This window comes from Campylobacter sp. P0085, assembly GCF_002139495.1.
Taxonomy (GTDB): Bacteria; Campylobacterota; Campylobacteria; order Campylobacterales; family Campylobacteraceae; genus Campylobacter; species Campylobacter devanensis.
Window position 1 is genome coordinate 36,674 of record NZ_MJKB01000002.1, and the last position, 20,808, is coordinate 57,481.

Consider the following 20,808-nt stretch of genomic DNA (forward strand, 5'->3'; position numbering starts at 1 on the left):
TTTTGGTTTTAATTTATTGTTCTAGCTTGTAGCCTACGCCTCTAATAGCGTGGATATATTTTGGCTCTTTTGGATTTTCACCTATTTTGGTGCGAATACGACCTATGATAACATCTATACTTTTATTTGTGCTATCTTCATTTATGGAGTTGCAATTATAAATTAACTCTTCACGACTTATAGCGCCACCTTCTTTTTTAATTAAATATCTTAAGATATCATACTCAGCAACTGTAAGCTGAAGCGGCTCGCCTTTTAGAGTAATAATATGACGAAAATCATCACATACTAGATCTTTTGGAGCTGGAGATATCTCTTGCATTGTGATACTTTGGCGTCGTAAATGGCTTTTGATTCTAGCTAGAAGCTCTTGGGGATTATATGGTTTTGGCAAGTAATCATCTGCGCCAAATTCAAATGCATTTATCTTATCGCTTATATCATGTCTAGCACTAGAGATAATGATGGGAATTGTATGTTTGGTGCGTATCTCTTTGCAAACCTCAAGCCCATCAATACCTGGCAAGGTAAGATCTAAAATAACTAGATCAAATTTATTTGTATTAAGAGTAGAAAGGCCAAGATATGGATCATCGCATATCTTAACCTCTATTTCAAATTGCTCTAAATATTCGCTTAATATCTCTGCAAGTTCAAAATCATCTTCAATCATTAGAATCTTTATCATATATCTGCCTTATAAATTTGAGCTGATTATAGCCAAAAATAGCTATTATTTCAATACAAGCCCCATTAAAATTCCAGCTCTATTTATCCAGATTATTGGTTTTCTTTTTGATGCTTTTGACGCTTTTATCTCTTGGCTAAATTCATTAATATTATTTATAATTTTCTCATTTACTTGAATAATTATATCTCCACTTTCAAAGCCTGTATGTGCAGCATTTGAACCATCTTTGACATCTGTGATTAATATACCTTTTATCTCTTGAGGTATTTTGTATTTATATTTTATTTCTTCACTTAAATTTTGTACGCTTAAGCCATCAATGCTTAAATTTTCAGCTGTATTACCAGTAACATCTGTATCAGCTAGCTGGAGTTTAGTAGAGTAGATTTTTCCTGCTCTTTCATATTCTAAATTAATTTTTGTATTTGGCGAGTATGCACCAATTATATTTTTTAAATCATTTGCACTTTTTATGATTGTATTATCTACTTTGATGATAAGGTCGCCTCTTTGAAGGCCGGCTTTACTAGCTGGATAGTCTTTTTCTACATTAGTAATTAATGCGCCTTCTTTGTTTTTATATATCTCTTTTTGGTCTTTTGTTAAATTTGCAATCATAACACCAATGTAGCCACGAGTTATCTTTCCATCGCTAATTAGCTTTTGAGCTATTGTTTTTACCATATTTGATGGAATGGCAAATCCTATTCCATTATTGCCTCCACTTCGGCTAAGAATAGCTGAGTTTATACCAACTAAGGCACCACGACTATCTATTAAAGCACCGCCACTATTTCCAGGATTTATACTAGCATCTGTTTGGATAAAATCTTCATATTGATTTAATCCAATATTATCTTTATTTAATCCACTTATTATTCCGCTTGTGATACTTCCACCTACGCCAAAAGGATTACCAATAGCAAATACTACATCGCCTTCAAGAAGCTTAGAGCTATCAGCAAAATATGCTGGTTCTAGGTTTTTAGCATCTATTTTTATAATTGCTAAATCTGTTTTTGGGTCTGAGCCAATTATTTTAGCTTTATACTCTTTTGAATTATCTAACATTGATACTATAATCTCATCGCTATCTTCTATTACATGATAATTTGTAACTATATAGCCATCACTAGAGATGATTACACCTGAACCAAGAGATGAGCTTTTTTGGCTTCTTTGTTCTGGAATATTAAAACCAAAACCAAAAAATTCTTTAAAAAATGGATCATTCATTAGGCTATTTAGATTATTTTTTACCTTTATAGTTTTGGTTGTTGATATATTTACAACTGTCTGTTTTGCTTTTTGAATTGAACTATTATATGATAGGATTGAGTTTTGATCTATAGTTGGATTTATGCGGTTAAAATTTGGGTTTGCATCACTAAATTCTACATTAGCACCAAAAATTGTTGAGGCTGCTATAAGTGATATTAATGTTATTTTTTTCATATTATTCCCTTTTAAAAAATTGCTTTGGATTATATTATGTAGGGATAAATATAAATTTAATATTTATACAAATGAATTTAAATAAGTTGATTGACATTAGCTCAACTTTTATGATATAATTTATATAAAAAAATATAAGTGGAGAATTATAATGAGTAATAGTTTATATGAAACTTTGGGAATCTCTAAAGATGCTAGTAGCGATGAGATTAAAAAAGCCTATAGAAAGCTAGCTAGGCAGTATCATCCCGATATCAATAAAGACCCAGGGACTGAAGAGAAATTTAAAGAGATTAATGCAGCTTATGAAATTTTAAGCGATGAAACGAAGCGTAAGCAGTATGATCAATATGGCGATAGTATGTTTGGCGGGCAGAGTTTTCATGATTTTAGTAGAGAAAATTTTGGCGGTAATGCTGATTTTAATGATATATTAAATCAACTTTTTGGCAATTTTGGCGGTGCAGGACGATCTAAGAGAGGGTTTAGTGGATTTAGTTCAGCAGGTTTTGGTGGATTTGATGGTTTTGATCAAGGATTTGGGCAAAATTTAGATATTCAAGCTAGAATAAATATTTCACTTGAACTAGCTGTAAATGGCGGTGATTATGAGTTTAGTATAAATGGCGAAAAGATTAAAATCAAAATTCCAGCCGGATTAAATAGCGGTGAAAAGCTACGGGCTAGAAATAAAGGTAAAAGTGCTGGAAACCATAGAGGAGATCTAATTATTACTGTAAATATAGAAGAGGATAAGGAGTATAAAAGAGATGGCGATGATTTGTATAAAAATTTAGATTTAACTCTTAAAACTGCTCTTTTTGGTGATAAAATTGATGTAAAGACATTTAAAAAAGATGTATCAATCAAAATACCGCCTAATACTAAAAATGGTCAAAAAATTAGATTAAAAGGTTATGGTGTAAAAAATAGAAAAAGCAACATCTATGGCGATATGTATTTAGTTACCAATATAATTTTACCAGATATTGAGCGGATTGATCCACAATTAAGAGATATGTTGCAAAGCAAACTATAAAGGAGATGGTATGAGAGATTATGAAGAGCCAGTCTATCTAATAAGCGTAGTAGCAAAGGTTTTAAGTATCCATCCCCAAACTCTAAGACAGTATGAAAGAGAGGGATTAGTAGAGCCTAGCAGAACTGAAGGCAAGATGAGACTCTATAGCGAAAAAGATCTTGATAGGATTAAGATGATTTTAAGACTTACTAGAGATTTAGGTGTAAATTTAGCAGGTGTTGATGTGATTTTGCGCTTAAAACAAAGACTTGAAGAGTATGAAGCTGTAATAGAGGAGTTAAGGGCAAATATAAAAACACAAAATAAAGGTTCGCTAGTCAAGCGTGGTAGTAGTTTTGATTTAATATTTGTAAATGATAAAAAGTAGAGAAAATGGATAATATCATATATATATTTGTAATAACAGCTGGTTGTGCTGTTTTATTTAATCTTATATTTCGCAGATATGGAATCCCAACTATTATAGGTTATATTGCTACAGGAATCTTGATTTCACAGCTTTTTGGGCTAAAAAATAATCATGATTTAAGTTTTGTAGCTGAATTTGGGATTGTATTTTTGATGTTTACTATTGGGCTTGAGTTTAGTATTAAGCATTTAATGTCAATGAAAAAATATGTATTTTTATATGGTCCTATTCAAGTATTTGCTACTGGCTTTGCATGTAGCATTTTATCGGTTTATATATTTGATATAGATATTAAAAGCGCTATTATTATAGGCTTTGCATTGTCTCTTAGTTCCACAGCAATAGTTTTAAAAACATTAAATGATAATGGGCATATATCAAAGCGTTATGGACGCAAGGTACTTGGAATATTATTATTTCAAGATATAGCAGTTATTCCTTTGCTTTTAATGATAGATATATTTAATGTAGAAGATGGCGCTGTAAGCTCTTTGATATTTACATCTATGGTTAGTGCCGTAATATTAATTGTAATATTATATTTTATTGGTAAGTATATATTAAGTCGTGTTTTATATTTAGTAGTGAGTGCAAATTCAAAAGAGATATTTATAACTACTATTTTATTTACGGTTATTGGCTCTAGCTTTTTAGCGCACTATTTTGGATTTAGTTATTCACTTGGAGCATTTATTGCTGGTATGCTAATAGCTGAAACGCAGTATAAACATCAGATTGAGACAGACCTTATACCTTTTAGAGATCTTCTTTTGGGTCTATTTTTTATAACAGTTGGTATGCAGATAAACTTTAATGTAATTGCTAATAATCTTTTTATAATTGCTTTAGTTTTGATTACTGTTTTAATAATTAAAGCTTTGATTATTTATCTATTCTTAATGATATTAACTAGAAAAAAAGTCGCATTAAAAGCAGCACTAAGCTTAGCTCAAGTTGGAGAGTTTGCTTTAGCTATATTTACATTATTATCTGTAAAAGGTATGGCTGATGATAAAACATTGCAGATTTTAACTGCTGTAGTAGTTATATCTATGGTTCTTACTCCATTTATCTTAAAAAATGTGAGCAAAATCGCTGATAGCATGGAAGAGCAAGATGAGCTAATGCAAGCAGTTGTAACTACAAAAGAACAAGATGAGATAGAAGAGCTTGTAAATATAGATATTCCAGAGTATAAAAACCATTTTGTAGTATGTGGATATGGCAAGCTTGGTCGTGAAATAGTAAGGCAATTAAAGGCTAAAGGTTGTTCATATATAGCACTTGAAAATGATTTAAATTTAGTAGAGCGTGGTAAGAATAGTAGAGATAATGTATATTATGGAAATGCTATTCAAAAAACTACTTTAGAAAAAGCTCATATTAAAAATTGTATAGCTACAATAATTGCTGTTAGCAATGAACAAAAATCAGAGCTAATAGCAAACTCTATAAAAAATCTAGGATATGATGTAAATACTATCATAAGATTTGCTGATACTATTGAGAAGGGGCTTTATACTGATTTTGGAGATCATTTTTATTTGATTAAAGAGAGAGAAGCTGTGGCTAAAGCTATTATTAGTAAGGCTTTAAAGTGCAAAATAAATAATGACTTAAATCAAGGATAATTATGGATAACTCGTTGATTATATTTGGAGGATTATTTATCCTTAGTGTTTTATTTAGCAAAATATCTGATAAATATGGAGTTCCAGCACTGCTTATGTTTTTAGCAATTGGTATGCTAGCAGGTAGCGATGGGCTTATAGGACTTGAATTTGATAATGCTAAAATGGCTGAAAATGTAGGAACTATAGCACTTATATATATACTGTTTTCTGGTGGATTTAATACCAACTATAAATCAATAAAACCTATTTTTAAAAGCGGTATAGTATTAGCAACTTTTGGGGTTGCTATCTCAGCTGTGATTACTGGAGTATTTGCTTATTATATAATTGGCTTTTCTATGCTTGAGTCGTTACTATTTGGTGCAATTATTAGCTCGACTGATGCAGCAGCAGTATTTTCTATTATGCGTTCAACTAAGCTTAAAAATAATCTTGCGTCGCTACTTGAGTTTGAAAGTGGCAGTAATGATCCGATGGCTATCTTTTTAACTATTACTCTACTTGGACTTCTTACAGCTACTACAGTTATAGATCCATACACAATGAGTATCAAGCTTATACTTGAGTTTATCCTTGGTGGTACAATGGGTTATGTATTTGGTATTATAATCCCAAGCCTTATAAATAGAGTAAAGCTAGGCTCTTGGGGGTTATATCCAGTGCTTTTAATAGCTTTGGTTGCTGTGCTTTTTGGTTTGACAGAAAAGATTGGCGGTAATGGATATATTGCAGTATATGTAGCTGGAATTATCGCTAATAAAAAAGAGTTTTTGTATAAAAAGAATTTAACTGGTTTCTTTGATGGAATAGCTTGGATGATGCAGATATTTATCTTCCTTACACTTGGGCTTTTGGTCTTTCCTAGCGAACTACCTCATGTTGCTATGATTAGTATTTTAATGTCGCTTGTTGTTATGTTTATTTCAAGACCTATTAGTGTATTTATGTCTACTATATTTTCTAAATATAATTTAAAAGAGAAGTGCTTTATCTCATGGGTTGGCCTTAGAGGAGTTGTTCCTATTATTTTGGCTACATATCCTCTCTCAGCTGAACTAGAAAATGGTCAATTAATCTTTAATATAATATTTTTTATGGTATTAATATCTGTGCTTACTCAAGGCACTACGCTTAATAAAAGCGGAAAAATATTTGGAGTTATCGAACCATCTAAGACTACAATTCCAAATATGCCTAGCAGCCCAATATCTTATTCGGACATAAAGCAGTATAAAATAGGGGAATCATCAAAGGTAATTGGTAAAAACTTAACGGAGCTTGGTTTGCCAGATGATTTTTTAATCGTTTTAGCAAAACGAAATGGCGAGCTTATAAAGGTTAGTGGTTCATTTGAATTTATGCAAAATGATATTTTGCTTATTTTGTGCAATAGCGAGTTAAGATATCAAAAGATTATTAGAATTTATGAGTTATAGGATTAAATTTGGAATTAGAAATTTGGATATTTATACTTTTATTTTTTGTAGCATTTTTTAGTGGATTTATAGATGCAATTGCTGGAGGTGGAGGGCTAATTACCATCCCAGCATTAATAGCAGTTGGTATCCCAGAGCATGTAGCATTAGCTACAAATAAACTACAAGCTACATTTGGTAGTTTTACAGCAGCAGCTAATTTCACTCATAAAAAAATGGTGGATTTTAACTCTCTTTGGCGCGGAATTATATGGACATTTGTAGGGGCAGTGTGTGGTACATGGTCAGTACTTTTAATCGATGCTGTGGTGATTAAATATCTAATTCCAATCTGTTTAGCAGCAATTCTAATCTACACCATTTTTACTCCAAATCTTGGTCAAATTGATAGAGAAAAGAGAATAAGTCAAAATTTATTTTACGCTATTTTTGGGTTAGGAATTGGATTTTATGATGGATTTATGGGGCCTGGTACTGGATCGTTTTGGATGTTTGCTTTTGCTAGTTTGCTTGGTTTAAATTTAAAAACCGCAGTAGCAAATACTAAAATCTTAAATTTTACTTCTAATATAGTATCTTTAGCTGTATTTATTGGAGGTGGGCAAATTCTATGGCTACTTGGAATAGTTATGGGTTTTGGCCAAATGATTGGAGCTTATTTTGGTTCGCATATGGTCATAAAAAAAGAGATTAAATTTATAAAAATTATCTTTTTAACTGTGGTAAGTTTAACTATTGTTAAGATTATTTATGATTTATTTATTAAATAAAATTTAGAATAAAATAACCAAAAATAGATATTTAAATTGATTTTTTAATTTGTGCTTAATCTAAATTAAGATATAATTACCGCAAATTTTTTTAAAAGGCGCTTTTCTATGAAAGATCTGTTTCTCTTTTCAAATTTGATCGTTAATGATCATAGCTTTACGTACCTTTTTCACATTATTTTAGTTGCGATTATAGTGCTAATTGTTGCTAAAATGGCTACTAGCTCGATGCAGCTTGTACCTCGTGGTACTCAAAATTTACTTGAGGCATATTTAGAAGGTATCGTATCAATGGGTCGTGATGTAATGGGTAGTGATGAGCTTGCTAGAAAATATCTACCGCTAGTAGCTACAATTGGTTTAATCGTATTGACAAGTAATGTAATTGGTATTATTCCTGGTTTTGAAGCTCCTAGTTCTAGCTTGAATCTAACTCTTTGTTTGGCTCTTTGTGTGTTTATATATTACAACTTTGAAGGTATTCGCACTCAAGGTGTGATTAAATATTTTGCCCATTTTATGGGACCAAATAAATTTCTTGCTCCTTTAATGTTTCCTATCGAGATTGTATCTCATTTATCTCGTATAGTTTCATTATCATTTAGGCTTTTTGGAAATATTAAAGGCGATGATCTATTTTTGATGGTTGTTCTTAGTCTTGCTCCGTGGGTTGCTCCACTTCCAGCATTTGCATTACTAACATTTATGGCATTGCTACAAACATTTATCTTTATGATTTTAACATATGTTTATTTAGCTGGTGCTGTGGTAGTTTCTGAAGAGCATTAATTTTTTGGTATATATTTTAAATTTTATTCTAGGTGCGTCGTGGGCAGTTGCTATTGTCGGCGCACTATTTTGTATCTATCATTTTTATTTTTTAGGACTTTTTCTTAGTGGTTTAATTGGGGCTAGTTTCGGTCTTATTTTAGCTTTGATATCATATCTGTTATTAAGGATTTTAAATAGTGATCAAGTATGCAATTAGCGATCCCAAATTTTATTCAAATTTGGATTATGCTTTTAATAATTTTCTTAGATTAAAAGAGGCTAACATGCTGCTTTTTAGAGATAAAAACTCTAATAACTATGATAAAACAGCTCAAGAATTTATTAAATTTAAATCTCATAATATAAAATTTTTACTTCAAAATGATATCGATTTGGCTTGCAAACTTGGCTTTGACGGTATTCATTTTAGTTCAAATTTTATTCATTTATTAAAGGAAACTCCGCCAAATTTAATCAAAATTGCTAGCACTCATAATATTAAAGAGATAGAATTGGCCAATCAATATGGAGCCGATTTTATTACATTTAGTCCAATTTTTGCAACTCCAAATAAGGGCAAACCAAAAGGCTTAGAAGGATTAAAAGAAGCTATAAAAATATCAAAATTTAAGGTTATTGCTCTTGGCGGGATAATGAGTGCTGAGCAAATTTGTGCTGTGATGAAGTGCGGTGTGGCTGGATTTGCATCAATTCGCTATTTTACGCTAGATTAACCTTATTAATATTTAATTTTTTTTGTGCTAAAATATATTATTTTATCAATATCAAAAGGCTAAATTTATGTTTGAAACAGTTATAGGATTAGAAGTACATTGTCAGTTAAATACAAAAACTAAGATATTTTGTGGATGTTCAACTAGTTTTGGAGAGGAGCCAAATACTCATGTTTGTCCAACATGCTTAGCTCTTCCTGGGGCATTGCCAGTGTTAAATTCTCAAGCAGTAAAAAAAGCAATTAGCTTTGGTAAAGCAATAAATGCAACTGTAAATAAAAAGAGTGTTTTTGACCGCAAAAACTACTTCTATCCAGATCTACCTAAAGCCTATCAGATATCTCAATTTACTATTCCAATTGTAGAAAATGGTGAGCTAATTATTAAAGTTGGCGATAAAAGTAAAAGAATTGGTATTACTAGAGCGCATTTAGAAGAAGATGCTGGCAAAAATAGCCATGAGAGTAAATCTAGTCTTGTAGATCTAAATCGTGCTGGAACTCCGCTTTTAGAGATCGTAAGCGAACCAGATATTAGAAGTAGTGATGAGGCAGTAGCGTATCTTAAAAAACTTCATAGTATTTTAAGATTTTTAAATATTAGCGATGCTAATATGCAAGAAGGCTCTTTTAGATGCGATGTAAATGTTAGCATTAGACCAAAAGGTGATGAAAAGCTATATACAAGAGTTGAAATTAAAAATTTAAATTCATTTAGATTTATTCAAAAAGCTATTGAGTATGAGGTAGAGCGTCAGTGTGAAGCTTGGGAGGATGGCAGATATGATAGTGAGGTTGTTCAAGAAACTAGACTATTTGATACGACAAAATTAATAACTAAACCAATGAGAAGTAAAGAAGATAGTGCAGAGTATCGCTATTTTCCAGATCCTGATTTATTACCAGTTATTATTCCTGATGAGCTTATGGAAGAAGCTAGTATTTTACCTGAGTTACCAGATGAAAAAAAAGCTAGATATATAAGTGAATTTGGAATAAAAGAGAGCGATGCTGATGTGATAATTAGCAGCTATGAGATGGCAAAATATTTTGAAGATCTAATAGCTGGTACAAACTCACCAAAACTATGCGTGACTTGGCTTACTGTAGAGCTTTTAGGTAGATTAAAAAATGGTGTAACTATAGAGACAAGTCCAGTTAATAGCGCAAAACTCTCAACTCTATTAAACAGAATAGAAGATGGCACCATCTCACAAAAAGCTGCTAAAGATGTTTTAGATGCAATAATAGAAAGTGATGAAGATATAGATAGCGTGATTGATCGTCTGGGCCTAAAACAAGTAAGTGATGATTCAGCTATATTATCTATCATTGATACAATATTAGCTACAAATGAAGATAAAGTAGCTGAGTATAAGAGCGGTAAAGATAAATTATTTGGTTTCTTTGTTGGTCAAGTTATGAAAGAGGGCAAGGGTGCATTTAATCCAGCCAAAGTAAATGAGTTATTAAAAACGAAATTAGGGTAGCATTATTGGTTTATTAGCAATTTTCATAAGATTAAATTTATTAATATATAGCAAGATTTTTATTTATAAAATTATGTTTTTTATTTTGCAAAATTAAATTTAATCTTATAGAGATTTTGTTAGTAAGTATTAGTAGCGATATAAAACTATGGATAGCAAGATATGAAAATAGCAGTAATCGGTGCTGGAAAATGGGGGCAGGCTTTATACTCAGCACTTAAAATAAATAATGATTGCATTATCTCATCTCGAACAAAGCGTGACATTGAAGGTTTTGTAGAGTTGGATAAGGCGCTAGAGTGCGACTATTTGCTCTTTAGTATATCAACTCAAAAAACACATGAGTTTTTACGCTCAAATTTTAAAGCAAAGAATCAAAAAATATTAGTAGCTTCTAAAGGTATAGATACGATTAGTGGAGAGTTTTTACATGAGATCTATTCTAAATTTGCTCCAAGCGAAAATTTGGCATTTTTAAGCGGTCCTAGCTTTGCAAGTGAGGTTATACAAGGATTGCCGTGTGCTTTAGTGATAAGCAGCGAAAATGATGAGTTAGCTCAAATTTGGGCTAGCACTTTTCCAAGTTTTATTAAGCCATATATTAGCGACGATGTTATAGGAGCTGAGATTTGTGGCGCATATAAGAATGTGATCGCTATAGCTGGCGGTGTATGTGCTGGTCTTGGTCTTGGGCAAAATGCTAGAGCTAGTTTGATATCTAGAGGATTAGTAGAGATGGCTAGATTTGGTGAGCATTTTGGTGCTAAGAGTGATACATTTTTAGGTCTTAGTGGAGCAGGGGATCTATTTTTAACTGCAAGTAGTGAATTATCTAGAAATTATAGAGTTGGTCTTGGATTAGCTAGTGGATTTAGTCTTGATGAGATTTTAGCTCAAATTGGAGAGGTGGCTGAAGGTGTAGCTACAGCATATGCAATTACTAAAATTGCTCAGCAAAAAGCGATTTATACTCCAATTGCTAGTCAAGTAGTTGATATGCTAGGTGGCAAAGACGCCAAAGAGGCATTAAAGGATTTATTAAAACGACGATGAAAAAGATTATTTTGCTATTTATTTTTACTATTTCACTCTTTGGCACACCAAGTGATAAAGAGTTAAGAAATATGATTGGTCAGATGGTGATGGTGGGATTTACTGGAAACAGTTCTAGTGATGAGTGGGTTAAGCAGCTTCATCTTGATATTAAAAATGGTAGAATCGGTGGAGTAATGATACTAGCTAGAAATATTAGCAGCAAACAGGGGTTAAAAAATTTAACCAAATATTTAAATTCCGCCAGTTCTAAATATCCTCTTTTTATAGCTATCGATGAAGAAGGCGGGCAAATTAGTAGATTTAATAAATTTAGCGATTTTGAGCATTTTCCATCAGCTTATAAGGTTGGTAGTGAGTTAGATTTAAATAGTGCTAATAAGCTATATACTAATATGGCAACTCAGCTTAAAAATCTTGGAATAAATATGAATTTTGCTCCAGTAGTTGATCTTCATAATGATATATCACCTATAATTGGTCAAAGACAAAGAGCATTTAGCAAGGATGCAGGTGAAGTAACTGCATATGCTAGTGAGTTTATATCAGCTTTTGATAATGTAGGCGTTGCTAGTGTGTTAAAGCATTTTCCAGGTCATGGCAATGCCTCATCTGATACACATAAGATTAGCACTATAGTAGATAGTTTTGACTTTGATGAGATTAGGCCGTATTATGAATTAATTAAGCGTAAAAAGGCTAAATTTATAATGGTTGGCCATATGATAATCCCTACAATCGATGATGTAAATCCAGCTACGCTCTCACGCCAAATAGTTACAAATTTACTAAAAGATAGCTTAAATTATGAAGGCGTTGTAATAAGCGATGATATGTTAATGAAAGCACTTGGAGGAACACTTGAGCAAAATGCTATAAAGGCAGTAAATGCTGGAGTAGATATATTGCTAGTAAGTGAGTATTTTTATAATAAAACCAACTCTATAAAAGCTTTAAATGATGCAATTTTTAACTCTGTTAAAAGTGGTAAAATAGAGATTGCTAGAATTATTGATGCGTATAATCGTATAATTGCTCAGAAGGCTAGATTCTAATCTCTATCTAGCCCAAGTCTGTTAAACTCATCTCTTAAATTCTCTTTAATGCTTCTAGCAAGCTGTTCTCCGTTTATAAAATTAGACTCTACAAAACTATCAAGTCTGCTAAGAAGAGCAAAAAGTTTACTTTGCCATTGGGTGCTATCTTTTGAATTTAAAGACTCAATAAATACAAGTTCTTTACTAAAATCGCTTAAAACCTCTAGTATTTCATCTTTTTTATTAGGTTCTAATATCATATCTTCTTGGGTGTTTTGACGCAATATATCTATTTGATTGTCTATCGCATCACAAAATTTAGAATAGACTAAATGTGGATTTTCATCATCATTTGTGATATTTTGTGTTACTTTATTTATCTGTTTATAGAGTATTACTCCTACAATTAATACAGCAACTGCCATTATAATTAAATCATTTTGTGCCATTTTTTCTCCTTAAATTTGAAATTGTAGCAATTGCAAGACTAATCCATATGAGTGCAAAGCTAATAATTTTATAAAAATCTAAAGTCTCATTATATATAAAAACTGCAATAATCATACTTAAAGTTGGGCTTATGTATTGCAAAAATCCAATTGTAGATAGTTTAAGATATTTGGTGCTAGCATTAAATGTAAGTAGTGGTAGTATAGTTACAAATCCGCTTAAAAATAGCATAATACCATTAAAATTTATCCCAAATTCACTGCTATTATTTATAGCTAGATATAACAAATAAAGTAGAGCAAAAGGTGTTAAAATGATAGTTTCTATAAATAACCCCTCAAAAGTTCTAACCCCAAGTCTTTTGCGCAAAAGTCCATATAACGCAAATGATAATGGCAGTATAATAGATATTAGCGGTAGATTGCCAATGGCATAAATTTGAACTCCAATAGCAATAAATACGATAAAAATTGAGAGTTTTAAAGCCGGACTTAACTCCTCTTTTAATATTATCGCACCAAGAAGTATGGAAAAAAGAGGATTTATAAAGTATCCAAGACTAGTTGCTAAAATTTCATTTTGGTTGATTGCATAGATAAATACTCCCCAATTACTAGCAATTAATGCGCCTGTAATGGCTAAGGTTAGAGTAACTTTTTTTATTTTTGCTATTCTTTTGACGCTGTTTAATCTTTTTGTAATTATAAGTATAGCTAGCAAAATTAAAGCTGACCATATAATCCTATGAGCCAAAACCTCAGTAGCTGCAATTCCTTCAATGAATTTAAAAAATATCGGGAATACACCCCACATAATAAATGTAGCTAAAGCTAAGATAAATCCTTTTTGCGTTGCTTGCATTAGTAGTTTAGATCACCTATAAATTTGAGAATTCTTGGATTGTTTTGCGAACTAAAAAACTCTTTTGGGGATTCAATAGTAACTATTTTGCCATCTTCTAAAAATATAATCTTATCAGCGATATCCTTGGCAAATTTAAGCTCATGAGTGACTAAGATCATAGTTTGGTGTTCATTTGCTAGCATTTTAAGCGTGGATAAAACTTCGCTTACTAGTTCTTTATCAAGTGCGCTTGTAGGCTCATCAAGCAATAAAATATTTGGTTTTAAAGCAACAGCTCTAGCAATTGCAACACGCTGCTGTTGTCCTCCACTTAAAGAGCTAGGATAGGCATTGGCTCTATCTTTGAGGCCAAATTTATTTAGTAAATTTAAAGCAATCTCAATGGCTTTTTCTTTTGGCATTTTTTGGACGCTGATTAGCCCTTGGGTGATATTTTGCGTAGCATTTAGATGGGCAAAAAGATTATAAGATTGAAAGACCATTCCCATTTTGCGTCTTAAATTTAAAATTTCTTGCTTATTTGGATGCTGTTTAAAATCAATTTTTAAACTCCCATCGCTAAATTCCAAAATCCCGCTATCTGGTATCTCTAGATAGTTTAATGAACGAAGAAGTGTAGTCTTGCCACTTCCGCTTGGCCCGATAATTGCAATTATCTCACCTTTTTTAATATCAAAACTAATATTTGATAATATGGTATGAGAGCCGATTTTTTTATTTATATCTCTTATTTGTAGCATATTTTCCTCTTATAGATGCTTGCTAAATTTTGCCTCGAGGTGAGTTTGTAAATATCCAAGACCTATACAAATAATCCAGTATATAAGAGCAGCTTGCGAATAGACTCTTAGAAATTCATAATTTTGAGAGGCGATAGTTTGAGCTTGACGAAATAGTTCAGCTACCAAAACCACTGAAGCTAAAGATGTATCTTTAATAAGCGCTATAAAGGTATTAGATAGAGTCGGCAAGGCTATTTTAAGGGCTTGCGGTGCTATAATTTTAATAAAAGTATCGCTATTAGTTAGTCCTATACTCCATCCAGCTTCCCATTGGCCCTTTGGCACTGCTAATATACTAGCTCTAATAGTTTCACTGCTATATGCGCCAATGCTAAGGCTAAAAGCAATAATTGCGCTAATGAATGGATCTAGCGTTATGCCAATATTTGGCAAACCATAAAATATTATAAAAAGCTGTACAAGTAGAGGTGTTCCACGAATTATAGAGATGTAGAACTGGCAAATAGCCTTAGCTAAATTTGATAGTGGATTTTTGCTGTGATTGATACGGATAAGCGCTACAATAACACCTATTGCAATACCACAAATAAAAGATATAATACTAAGGGGGATTGTATATAAAATAGCCCCCTTAATCATAGGCAAAAATGCCTCAATATAATTACTCACTAACATCTATTCCAAAATATTTTTCTGAAATTTGTTTTAGGGTGCCATCTTTTTTCATAGATTCAAGAGCTTTGTTGATTCTATCTCTTTGTTCGGTTAGCTCTTTTTTAAATAAAAATACACTTCTTGTGCCATTGCCAGTGCTAAATGCGACTTTGATATTTTTATCGCCAGTTGTTTTGATATAGTTTAATATAGCAAGTTTATCATTCATAGTAGCATCTGCTCTACCTTGACTGACTGCTTTAATAGCTGGTGCTAATCCATCAACTAAAACAATATTTGCCCCATTTTCTATGGCAATCTCGTAGTAGTTGCTACCCATTGCTTGAGCAATATTTTTGCCTTTGATATCATTTAGTGAGTTTATGCTATTATCATTAGCCCTTACAGCAACGGCAGCTGAAGTAACTATATATGGATCACTAAGAGTATAAAGCTCGGCTCTTTTTGGGTCCGCATCGCTTATTTGATTTGCTATCATATCAAACCGATTTGAATTTAATCCTGAGAATATAGCATCCCAATTTGTCTCATGAAATTCAATCTCAAATCCAGCTCTTTTGGCTGCTTCAGTGATTACTTCTACATCATATCCGACTAGTTTGCCACTTTCATCATGATATGAAAATGGATTATATGTACCTTCTGTTGCGACTCTTAATTTATCTTTGTTGGTATTATTAGAAGAACAACCAATCATTAAAAGACTAATGAATAAAAAAGATATTAACTTTTTCATATTTACTCCTCAAATTTATTTAAAATTTCATAATATTATCTAAAATATATAAATAAATTATAAAAATTATATATTTTAGATAAAGGCTATATTATAGTTATTTAAAAAATATATATAGTAAAATTATATATTTTTAATATTTTTAATATAAGCATGTATATATTCATATCCCGAATATAAGGTAAGAATAACAGAAATCCAAAGTAAAATTTCGCCACCCCACCATTGCATAGATAAAAATCCTATGGCCACCATCTGTATTATTGTTTTAATCTTGCCAGCTATGGATGCACTTATATCTATATTTTCACTTGCCATAACTACCCTAAATCCAGTAATGAAAAACTCTCTAACAAGAATTATATATACTGCCCATGCATCAGCTCTATCTATTATCATTAAACCTAAAAATGCTGCTAAAATCAACATTTTATCGGCAAGCGGATCTAAGATTGCACCTAATTTTGTTTTTTGATTCCAGCTTCTAGCTATATATCCATCAAAAAAATCAGTAATGCTAGCTATTACAAATGTTAAAGCACAAAAGTAATTAAGCCAACTAATCTCTATAGCATCCCCATTACCCTTAATGCATAAAAGCAAAAAAAACATAAGTGGAGCTAAGAGTATACGAAATATAGCTAGAGAATTTGGTAAATTTATCATTTAAAAGTAGTGCCACCATCTATTATAAATGTATGGCCTGTTACCCAGCTAGCTTTTGAGCTGCATAGAAATAAACAAGCACCAGCAAGATCAGTTGGTTGTCCCATGCGACCTAAAGGACTTAATGATGCTGTAGCATCTCTTACTTCTTCATAATTTGTAAATGCTCTTAAAGCATCAGTTTCTATTGGCCCACCACTTACTACATTTACTCTGATGTTTTTCTCGCCAAGCTCAGTAGCTGCGTATCTTGCCATAGCTTCCACTGCAGCTTTTGCTGTGCCGTGACCGCTATAGTGTTCTATATAGACTAGGTTTCCAGTTGAGCTTAAGCTAACTATGCTACCACCGCCTACTTTTTCCATTCTTTTAGCAGCTTCTTGAGAGCCTACTACAAATGCATTTACGGTGGCTGTAAAGATATTGTTTATTCCACGAGGTTTTAACTTCATAAATTTAGTATAACCACCAGCTACTGCGCGCCCTGAAATAATTGCATTTGATACAAAAAAATCGACTCTATCAAAATCTTTATCTATCTCTAAAAATAGCTCTTTATAAGTTTCAGGTTCAAGAATATTTAAAGGATATGCTCTAGCTTTGATGCCAAATTCTTTTTCTAATTCTAATGCTTGATTTTTAGCCATCTCTTCATTAGAGTTATAGGTAAATGCAATATTTGCACCATATTTTGCAAATTCAAGTACAATTGCTCTACCAATTCCTCTTGTACCACCACTAATAACTAGGGTTTTGCCTTTAAATTCTTCATGATAACAGTTCATTAAAATCCTTTTATATCGTAAGTTTTCATTATTGATTCTATCTTTTTGAGATTCTCACTGCTTGGAGCTACAAGTGGTAATCTATATTCTAAGCTATCTATTAAACCAGCAATATACATAGCAGCTTTAATAGGTATTGGATTTGACTCGCAAAATAGAACTTTATTTATATTATATAGTTTATCATTAATCTCTTTTGCTTTTAGAAACTCATTTTGCATAGCATAGTGAGTAAGAGCTGAAGTTTGATCTGGTAAGAGATTTGATGTAACTGATATAACGCCTTTTCCTCCATTGCTTAAAACTGGATAGTTAATAGCATCATCACCGCTTAATAAATATATCTTTGGTTCATGAGCTAAAATATCAACACATCTTTCTATATTGCCACTTGCTTCTTTAACTCCATAGATATTATCGCAATCATTAAATAGCCTTATAATAGTCTCTGGCAATATATCACATCCCGTTCTAGATGGGACATTGTAGAGCAAGATAGGTATATCTACTGATTTGGATATAGCTTTGTAGTGTTGATATAATCCTTCTTGAGTTGGTTTATTATAGTATGGTGCTACTGATAAGATTCCGTCTGCGCCACAATTTTGAGCAAATTCAGCCAAACCTATAGCCTCGTGAGTAGCATTACTTCCAGCACCCGCTAATACTTTTACATCGCTATTTTTACACGCATTTACAGCTATCTCAATACAAATTCTATGCTCATCATGAGTAAGAGTCGCACTCTCGCCCGTAGTTCCTACAGGTACAACTGCATCAATTCCATTTTTTATCTGTCTTTTAATAAGTTTTTCATAACCATTTTCATCTATTTTACCATTTTTAAAAGGTGTTACTAGAGCTGTCATCGCTCCATAAATACTTTTTTTCATTTGATTCCTTTTAATATAATTGTAGTGGATTTATCTTTGTTAAAATACCTATTTGCACACTCTTTGATATCTTGTGTTGTAAGTGCATTTGTCCTATCTGAGAGTTGCCAAAGTGGCTCTATATCGCCTCTTGCTATATAGCTTCCATACAGACTTGCAAGCTTGCTTGCGCTACTTAATGAGTAGATAAAATTGCTCTTTAGGCAATTTTTAATTTTAGTTAGCTCATCAGTATCTATATCGCTATTTTTTAGTTTTTTTATCAGCTTTAAGATTTCTTTTTTAACTAGTTTGGCTTTTATACCTGGATTACAAATAGCGATTATTATAAATAAATTTTCATCAATGCTTTCCATAGGATAAGCATAAATTTGATTTACTAAATTTAATTTATCTATTAAAACTCTTTCAAATAATGAGCTTTTACCGCTGCTAAGATATTCGCCAATTGCACTTAATGCAGTCTGGTCTGGATGATTAAATGGCGGTATTTTATAAGCGATAGCTATCATCTCTACATCACTTTGTTTGTGAATTATTAAAGACTTTTCTCCGTTTTGTTCAGGCTCTATGCAGTGCATAGTAGGTATTTCACAGCGGTTTGCTATACCTTCAAAGTGTTTTTTGCCAAGTTCAAATGCAGTATTTTTGTCAATATCTCCAGTAATCATTAAAAATGCATTTTTTGGCTGGTAAAATTTAGACCAAAACTCTTTAATATCAGCAATATTCCAATTTTCAATATCTTTAATAAATCCAATTGGTGTCCAGTGATAAGGATGATATATAAAAGCGTGATTAAATAGTCTAAAATATAGTATTCCAGTTGGATTATTGTCCGTTCTCCATCTGCGCTCTTCTAAAACAACATCTCGCTCAGGTAAAAATTCATCTTCTTTAAGGCTTAAATTTGCCATTATATCAGCATAAAGTTCTAGCGATGTATCAAGATTTTGACTCGAACATTTGATAAAATAGTGAGTAAAATCAAAACCAGTACTAGCATTATTTACTCCGCCAAAACCCTTTACAATGGAGTCAAATTCACCAGCTTTTCTATTGTCTGTACTTTTAAAATTTAGATGTTCTAACATATGTGCGATTCCGCTCTTACCCATTGTTTCGTTTCTAGAGCCAACTTTATAATAAAGATCTATGCTAATAACATTTGAACCTAAATTTAAAGGGGTATGATAGATCTCAAACCCATTTTCAAGGGTAATTTTGCTAAATTTTGGTAGCATTTATCTCCTTAGATTAGCGCCAACTGCTTGAGAAATATTTTCATATCCCTCGCTTAAGGCTAAATTTAATATTTGACTATTGATATTTTTACAAATACTTGGACCTTCATAGATAAAACTAGTATATATTTGTACTAAGCTTGCACCCATTTTGATACGCTCATATGCATCTTGACCATTATCAATTCCACCACAGCTAATTAATACTGCTTTACCATAAAGCTCTTTAGCAACCTCTTTAAATAGCTCTTTGCTCTTGTTTTTAATAAGTTGGCCGCTGATACCGCCAAAATCTTTTGCCTTTGGTGTAAGAGAGTAATCCACGCTAGTATTATTGATAATTAACCCTTTAAATCCAGCATTTGCAGCTGTAGAACAAAGAGATATAGCTGAGTCTATACTCATATCTGGAGCTATTTTTAAAATTAGAGGTTTTTTGGTTAAGCTACTTAAAGCAGCAAATAGTTCATTTATAAAAGACTCGCTTTGTAAATCTCTCAAATTTGGAGTATTTGGTGAGCTGATGTTGATTACAAATGCATCACAGCAACTATCAAGCCCTTTAACCAAAATTTCATAATCTTTAATAGCCATATCATTTGGTGTAATCTTATTTTTGCCAATATTAGCAATAAGAGGGATACTAAAAGGATATACCTTTGAGGCTCTAGCTTTAATCTTATCTAAGCCATCGTTATTAAATCCCATGGCATTTTGTATACTTTTTTCTTCTATTAAGCGAAATAGCCTTGGTTTTGGATTTCCATCTTGAGGTTTTGGTGTAAGAGTGCCATACTCTAAAAATCCAAACCCCATCGCAGATAGCGGTGTAATCATTGTAGCATTTTTATCAAATCCACCGGCGAGTCCAACTGGATTTAAAAAATTAATTCCAAAAATATTTTGTGATAGCTTAGTGTCAATAAAACAGAAATTATCCACCAAATAGTCGCTAACAAATGGAATTTTTACAGATACTTTCATTCCAAATTCAGCTATTTTATGGGCATTTTCTGGATTTAGTTTAAAAAAAATTTTTTTAATATCACTATAGTTCATAACATTCCTTTAAACCTGCTATTTTAGCTAAAATTTGCTTAAATTTGCTTATAATTAATAAGAAATTTAATGATATTTTGGGCAATTTATAGATATAATATTTTATAAATTTAAGGAGTAAAAGTGGCATATCAAGAGAAAAAATGGTAAAATTTTTATGAAAATGCTTAGG

General features: G+C 31.9%; 22 protein-coding genes. 10 read left to right on the forward strand and 12 right to left on the reverse strand.

The genetic code is table 11. The annotated features are described in order from the left end of the window. Window positions 1-13: 13 nt before the first annotated feature. Both CIGNP85_RS02030 and CIGNP85_RS02035 read right to left on the reverse strand, forming a co-directional pair. The gene (locus CIGNP85_RS02030; protein WP_086224612.1) at window positions 14-688 is read right to left on the reverse strand and encodes a response regulator transcription factor; all 675 of its coding nucleotides are present in this window, start codon (window positions 686-688) and stop codon (window positions 14-16) included. Window positions 689-733: 45 nt separating this feature from the next. Further along, window positions 734-2,146 carry a Do family serine endopeptidase gene (locus CIGNP85_RS02035; RefSeq protein WP_086286755.1) on the reverse strand — a complete coding sequence of 471 codons (1,413 nt, stop codon included), beginning with the start codon at window positions 2,144-2,146 and terminating at the stop codon, window positions 734-736. Between the two features lie 151 nt (window positions 2,147-2,297). On the opposite strand from CIGNP85_RS02035, the gene CIGNP85_RS02040 reads away from it, so the two are divergent. The 10 genes from CIGNP85_RS02040 (at window position 2,298) to CIGNP85_RS02085 (ending at window position 12,539) form a co-directional block, all read left to right on the forward strand. Beyond that, complete coding sequence (locus tag CIGNP85_RS02040) at window positions 2,298-3,185, forward strand: DnaJ C-terminal domain-containing protein (RefSeq protein WP_086243653.1); 888 nt, start codon at window positions 2,298-2,300, stop codon at window positions 3,183-3,185. Between the two features lie 10 nt (window positions 3,186-3,195). Beyond that, window positions 3,196-3,555, forward strand: a complete 360-nt coding sequence (locus tag CIGNP85_RS02045) for a heat shock protein transcriptional repressor HspR (RefSeq protein WP_086224609.1) — start codon at window positions 3,196-3,198, stop codon at window positions 3,553-3,555. A 5-nt stretch (window positions 3,556-3,560) separates the two neighbouring features. Beyond that, window positions 3,561-5,228, forward strand: coding sequence for a cation:proton antiporter (locus tag CIGNP85_RS02050; RefSeq protein ID WP_086228946.1), 1,668 nt, complete (start codon window positions 3,561-3,563; stop codon window positions 5,226-5,228). Between the two features lie 2 nt (window positions 5,229-5,230). After that, a complete protein-coding gene (locus CIGNP85_RS02055; protein WP_086224607.1) occupies window positions 5,231-6,667 on the forward strand; it encodes a potassium/proton antiporter in 1,437 nt (478 codons plus the stop codon). Between the two features lie 8 nt (window positions 6,668-6,675). After that, entirely contained in the window at window positions 6,676-7,437 is a 762-nt protein-coding gene (locus CIGNP85_RS02060; protein ID WP_086226945.1) for a TSUP family transporter, read from the forward strand. Window positions 7,438-7,545: 108 nt separating this feature from the next. Next, window positions 7,546-8,226, forward strand: coding sequence for a F0F1 ATP synthase subunit A (locus CIGNP85_RS02065; protein ID WP_086224605.1), 681 nt, complete (start codon window positions 7,546-7,548; stop codon window positions 8,224-8,226). Window positions 8,227-8,405: 179 nt separating this feature from the next. Further along, window positions 8,406-8,942, forward strand: a complete 537-nt coding sequence (locus tag CIGNP85_RS02070; protein WP_086286756.1) for a thiamine phosphate synthase — start codon at window positions 8,406-8,408, stop codon at window positions 8,940-8,942. A 67-nt stretch (window positions 8,943-9,009) separates the two neighbouring features. Next, a complete protein-coding gene (gene gatB, locus CIGNP85_RS02075; RefSeq protein WP_086268374.1) occupies window positions 9,010-10,431 on the forward strand; it encodes an Asp-tRNA(Asn)/Glu-tRNA(Gln) amidotransferase subunit GatB in 1,422 nt (473 codons plus the stop codon). 162 nt (window positions 10,432-10,593) lie between these two features. Continuing rightward, window positions 10,594-11,484, forward strand: coding sequence for an NAD(P)H-dependent glycerol-3-phosphate dehydrogenase (locus CIGNP85_RS02080; RefSeq protein ID WP_086238397.1), 891 nt, complete (start codon window positions 10,594-10,596; stop codon window positions 11,482-11,484). Beyond that, on the forward strand, window positions 11,481-12,539 hold the full coding sequence (locus CIGNP85_RS02085) for a glycoside hydrolase family 3 N-terminal domain-containing protein (RefSeq protein ID WP_086224600.1): 1,059 nt from the start codon (window positions 11,481-11,483) through the stop codon (window positions 12,537-12,539). Before CIGNP85_RS02080 ends, CIGNP85_RS02085 begins: the two co-directional genes overlap by 4 nt. Here CIGNP85_RS02085 and CIGNP85_RS02090 read toward each other — a convergent pair. The 10 genes from CIGNP85_RS02090 to CIGNP85_RS02135 form a co-directional block, all read right to left on the reverse strand. Continuing rightward, entirely contained in the window at window positions 12,536-12,970 is a 435-nt protein-coding gene (locus tag CIGNP85_RS02090; RefSeq protein WP_086252427.1) for a hypothetical protein, read from the reverse strand. The two genes, CIGNP85_RS02085 and CIGNP85_RS02090, sit on opposite strands and share 4 nt — an antisense overlap. Beyond that, entirely contained in the window at window positions 12,957-13,832 is an 876-nt protein-coding gene (rarD, locus tag CIGNP85_RS02095; protein WP_086224598.1) for an EamA family transporter RarD, read from the reverse strand. The genes CIGNP85_RS02090 and rarD overlap by 14 nt, the downstream gene beginning before the upstream one ends. Then, window positions 13,832-14,575: an amino acid ABC transporter ATP-binding protein gene (locus CIGNP85_RS02100; protein ID WP_086224597.1), complete on the reverse strand. Its 744-nt coding sequence runs from the start codon at window positions 14,573-14,575 to the stop codon at window positions 13,832-13,834. Before CIGNP85_RS02100 ends, rarD begins: the two co-directional genes overlap by 1 nt. A 9-nt stretch (window positions 14,576-14,584) precedes the next feature. After that, complete coding sequence (locus tag CIGNP85_RS02105; protein WP_336526372.1) at window positions 14,585-15,247, reverse strand: amino acid ABC transporter permease; 663 nt, start codon at window positions 15,245-15,247, stop codon at window positions 14,585-14,587. Beyond that, window positions 15,240-15,989: a transporter substrate-binding domain-containing protein gene (locus CIGNP85_RS02110; protein ID WP_086241349.1), complete on the reverse strand. Its 750-nt coding sequence runs from the start codon at window positions 15,987-15,989 to the stop codon at window positions 15,240-15,242. The genes CIGNP85_RS02105 and CIGNP85_RS02110 overlap by 8 nt, the downstream gene beginning before the upstream one ends. Window positions 15,990-16,112: 123 nt before the next feature. Beyond that, a complete protein-coding gene (pgsA, locus tag CIGNP85_RS02115) occupies window positions 16,113-16,652 on the reverse strand; it encodes a CDP-diacylglycerol--glycerol-3-phosphate 3-phosphatidyltransferase (protein WP_236845571.1) in 540 nt (179 codons plus the stop codon). Continuing rightward, complete coding sequence (locus tag CIGNP85_RS02120; protein ID WP_086224594.1) at window positions 16,652-17,440, reverse strand: enoyl-ACP reductase; 789 nt, start codon at window positions 17,438-17,440, stop codon at window positions 16,652-16,654. The genes pgsA and CIGNP85_RS02120 overlap by 1 nt, the downstream gene beginning before the upstream one ends. After that, window positions 17,440-18,333: a 4-hydroxy-tetrahydrodipicolinate synthase gene (gene dapA, locus CIGNP85_RS02125; protein ID WP_086228955.1), complete on the reverse strand. Its 894-nt coding sequence runs from the start codon at window positions 18,331-18,333 to the stop codon at window positions 17,440-17,442. Before dapA ends, CIGNP85_RS02120 begins: the two co-directional genes overlap by 1 nt. Further along, complete coding sequence (locus tag CIGNP85_RS02130; protein ID WP_086234540.1) at window positions 18,330-19,577, reverse strand: M16 family metallopeptidase; 1,248 nt, start codon at window positions 19,575-19,577, stop codon at window positions 18,330-18,332. The genes dapA and CIGNP85_RS02130 overlap by 4 nt, the downstream gene beginning before the upstream one ends. Continuing rightward, on the reverse strand, window positions 19,578-20,636 hold the full coding sequence (locus tag CIGNP85_RS02135; protein ID WP_086241346.1) for a quinone-dependent dihydroorotate dehydrogenase: 1,059 nt from the start codon (window positions 20,634-20,636) through the stop codon (window positions 19,578-19,580). Window positions 20,637-20,808 lie beyond the last annotated feature (172 nt).

Bases quoted from the DNA above. Each gene is read 5' to 3' on its own strand.
- CIGNP85_RS02065 (WP_086224605.1), top strand. From the start codon at position 7,546: ATGAAAGATCTGTTTCTCTTTTCAAATTTGATCGTTAATGATCATAGC.
- CIGNP85_RS02120 (WP_086224594.1), bottom strand. From the start codon at position 17,440: ATGAACTGTTATCATGAAGAATTTAAAGGCAAAACCCTAGTTATTAGT.
- CIGNP85_RS02085 (WP_086224600.1), top strand. From the start codon at position 11,481: ATGAAAAAGATTATTTTGCTATTTATTTTTACTATTTCACTCTTTGGC.
- CIGNP85_RS02050 (WP_086228946.1), top strand. From the start codon at position 3,561: ATGGATAATATCATATATATATTTGTAATAACAGCTGGTTGTGCTGTT.
- gatB (WP_086268374.1), top strand. From the start codon at position 9,010: ATGTTTGAAACAGTTATAGGATTAGAAGTACATTGTCAGTTAAATACA.
- CIGNP85_RS02090 (WP_086252427.1), bottom strand. From the start codon at position 12,970: ATGGCACAAAATGATTTAATTATAATGGCAGTTGCTGTATTAATTGTA.
- CIGNP85_RS02030 (WP_086224612.1), bottom strand. From the start codon at position 688: ATGATAAAGATTCTAATGATTGAAGATGATTTTGAACTTGCAGAGATA.
- CIGNP85_RS02100 (WP_086224597.1), bottom strand. From the start codon at position 14,575: ATGCTACAAATAAGAGATATAAATAAAAAAATCGGCTCTCATACCATA.
- CIGNP85_RS02130 (WP_086234540.1), bottom strand. From the start codon at position 19,577: ATGCTACCAAAATTTAGCAAAATTACCCTTGAAAATGGGTTTGAGATC.
- CIGNP85_RS02080 (WP_086238397.1), top strand. From the start codon at position 10,594: ATGAAAATAGCAGTAATCGGTGCTGGAAAATGGGGGCAGGCTTTATAC.
- CIGNP85_RS02035 (WP_086286755.1), bottom strand. From the start codon at position 2,146: ATGAAAAAAATAACATTAATATCACTTATAGCAGCCTCAACAATTTTT.
- dapA (WP_086228955.1), bottom strand. From the start codon at position 18,333: ATGAAAAAAAGTATTTATGGAGCGATGACAGCTCTAGTAACACCTTTT.
- CIGNP85_RS02135 (WP_086241346.1), bottom strand. From the start codon at position 20,636: ATGAACTATAGTGATATTAAAAAAATTTTTTTTAAACTAAATCCAGAA.
- CIGNP85_RS02045 (WP_086224609.1), top strand. From the start codon at position 3,196: ATGAGAGATTATGAAGAGCCAGTCTATCTAATAAGCGTAGTAGCAAAG.
- rarD (WP_086224598.1), bottom strand. From the start codon at position 13,832: ATGCAAGCAACGCAAAAAGGATTTATCTTAGCTTTAGCTACATTTATT.
- CIGNP85_RS02055 (WP_086224607.1), top strand. From the start codon at position 5,231: ATGGATAACTCGTTGATTATATTTGGAGGATTATTTATCCTTAGTGTT.
- CIGNP85_RS02040 (WP_086243653.1), top strand. From the start codon at position 2,298: ATGAGTAATAGTTTATATGAAACTTTGGGAATCTCTAAAGATGCTAGT.
- CIGNP85_RS02110 (WP_086241349.1), bottom strand. From the start codon at position 15,989: ATGAAAAAGTTAATATCTTTTTTATTCATTAGTCTTTTAATGATTGGT.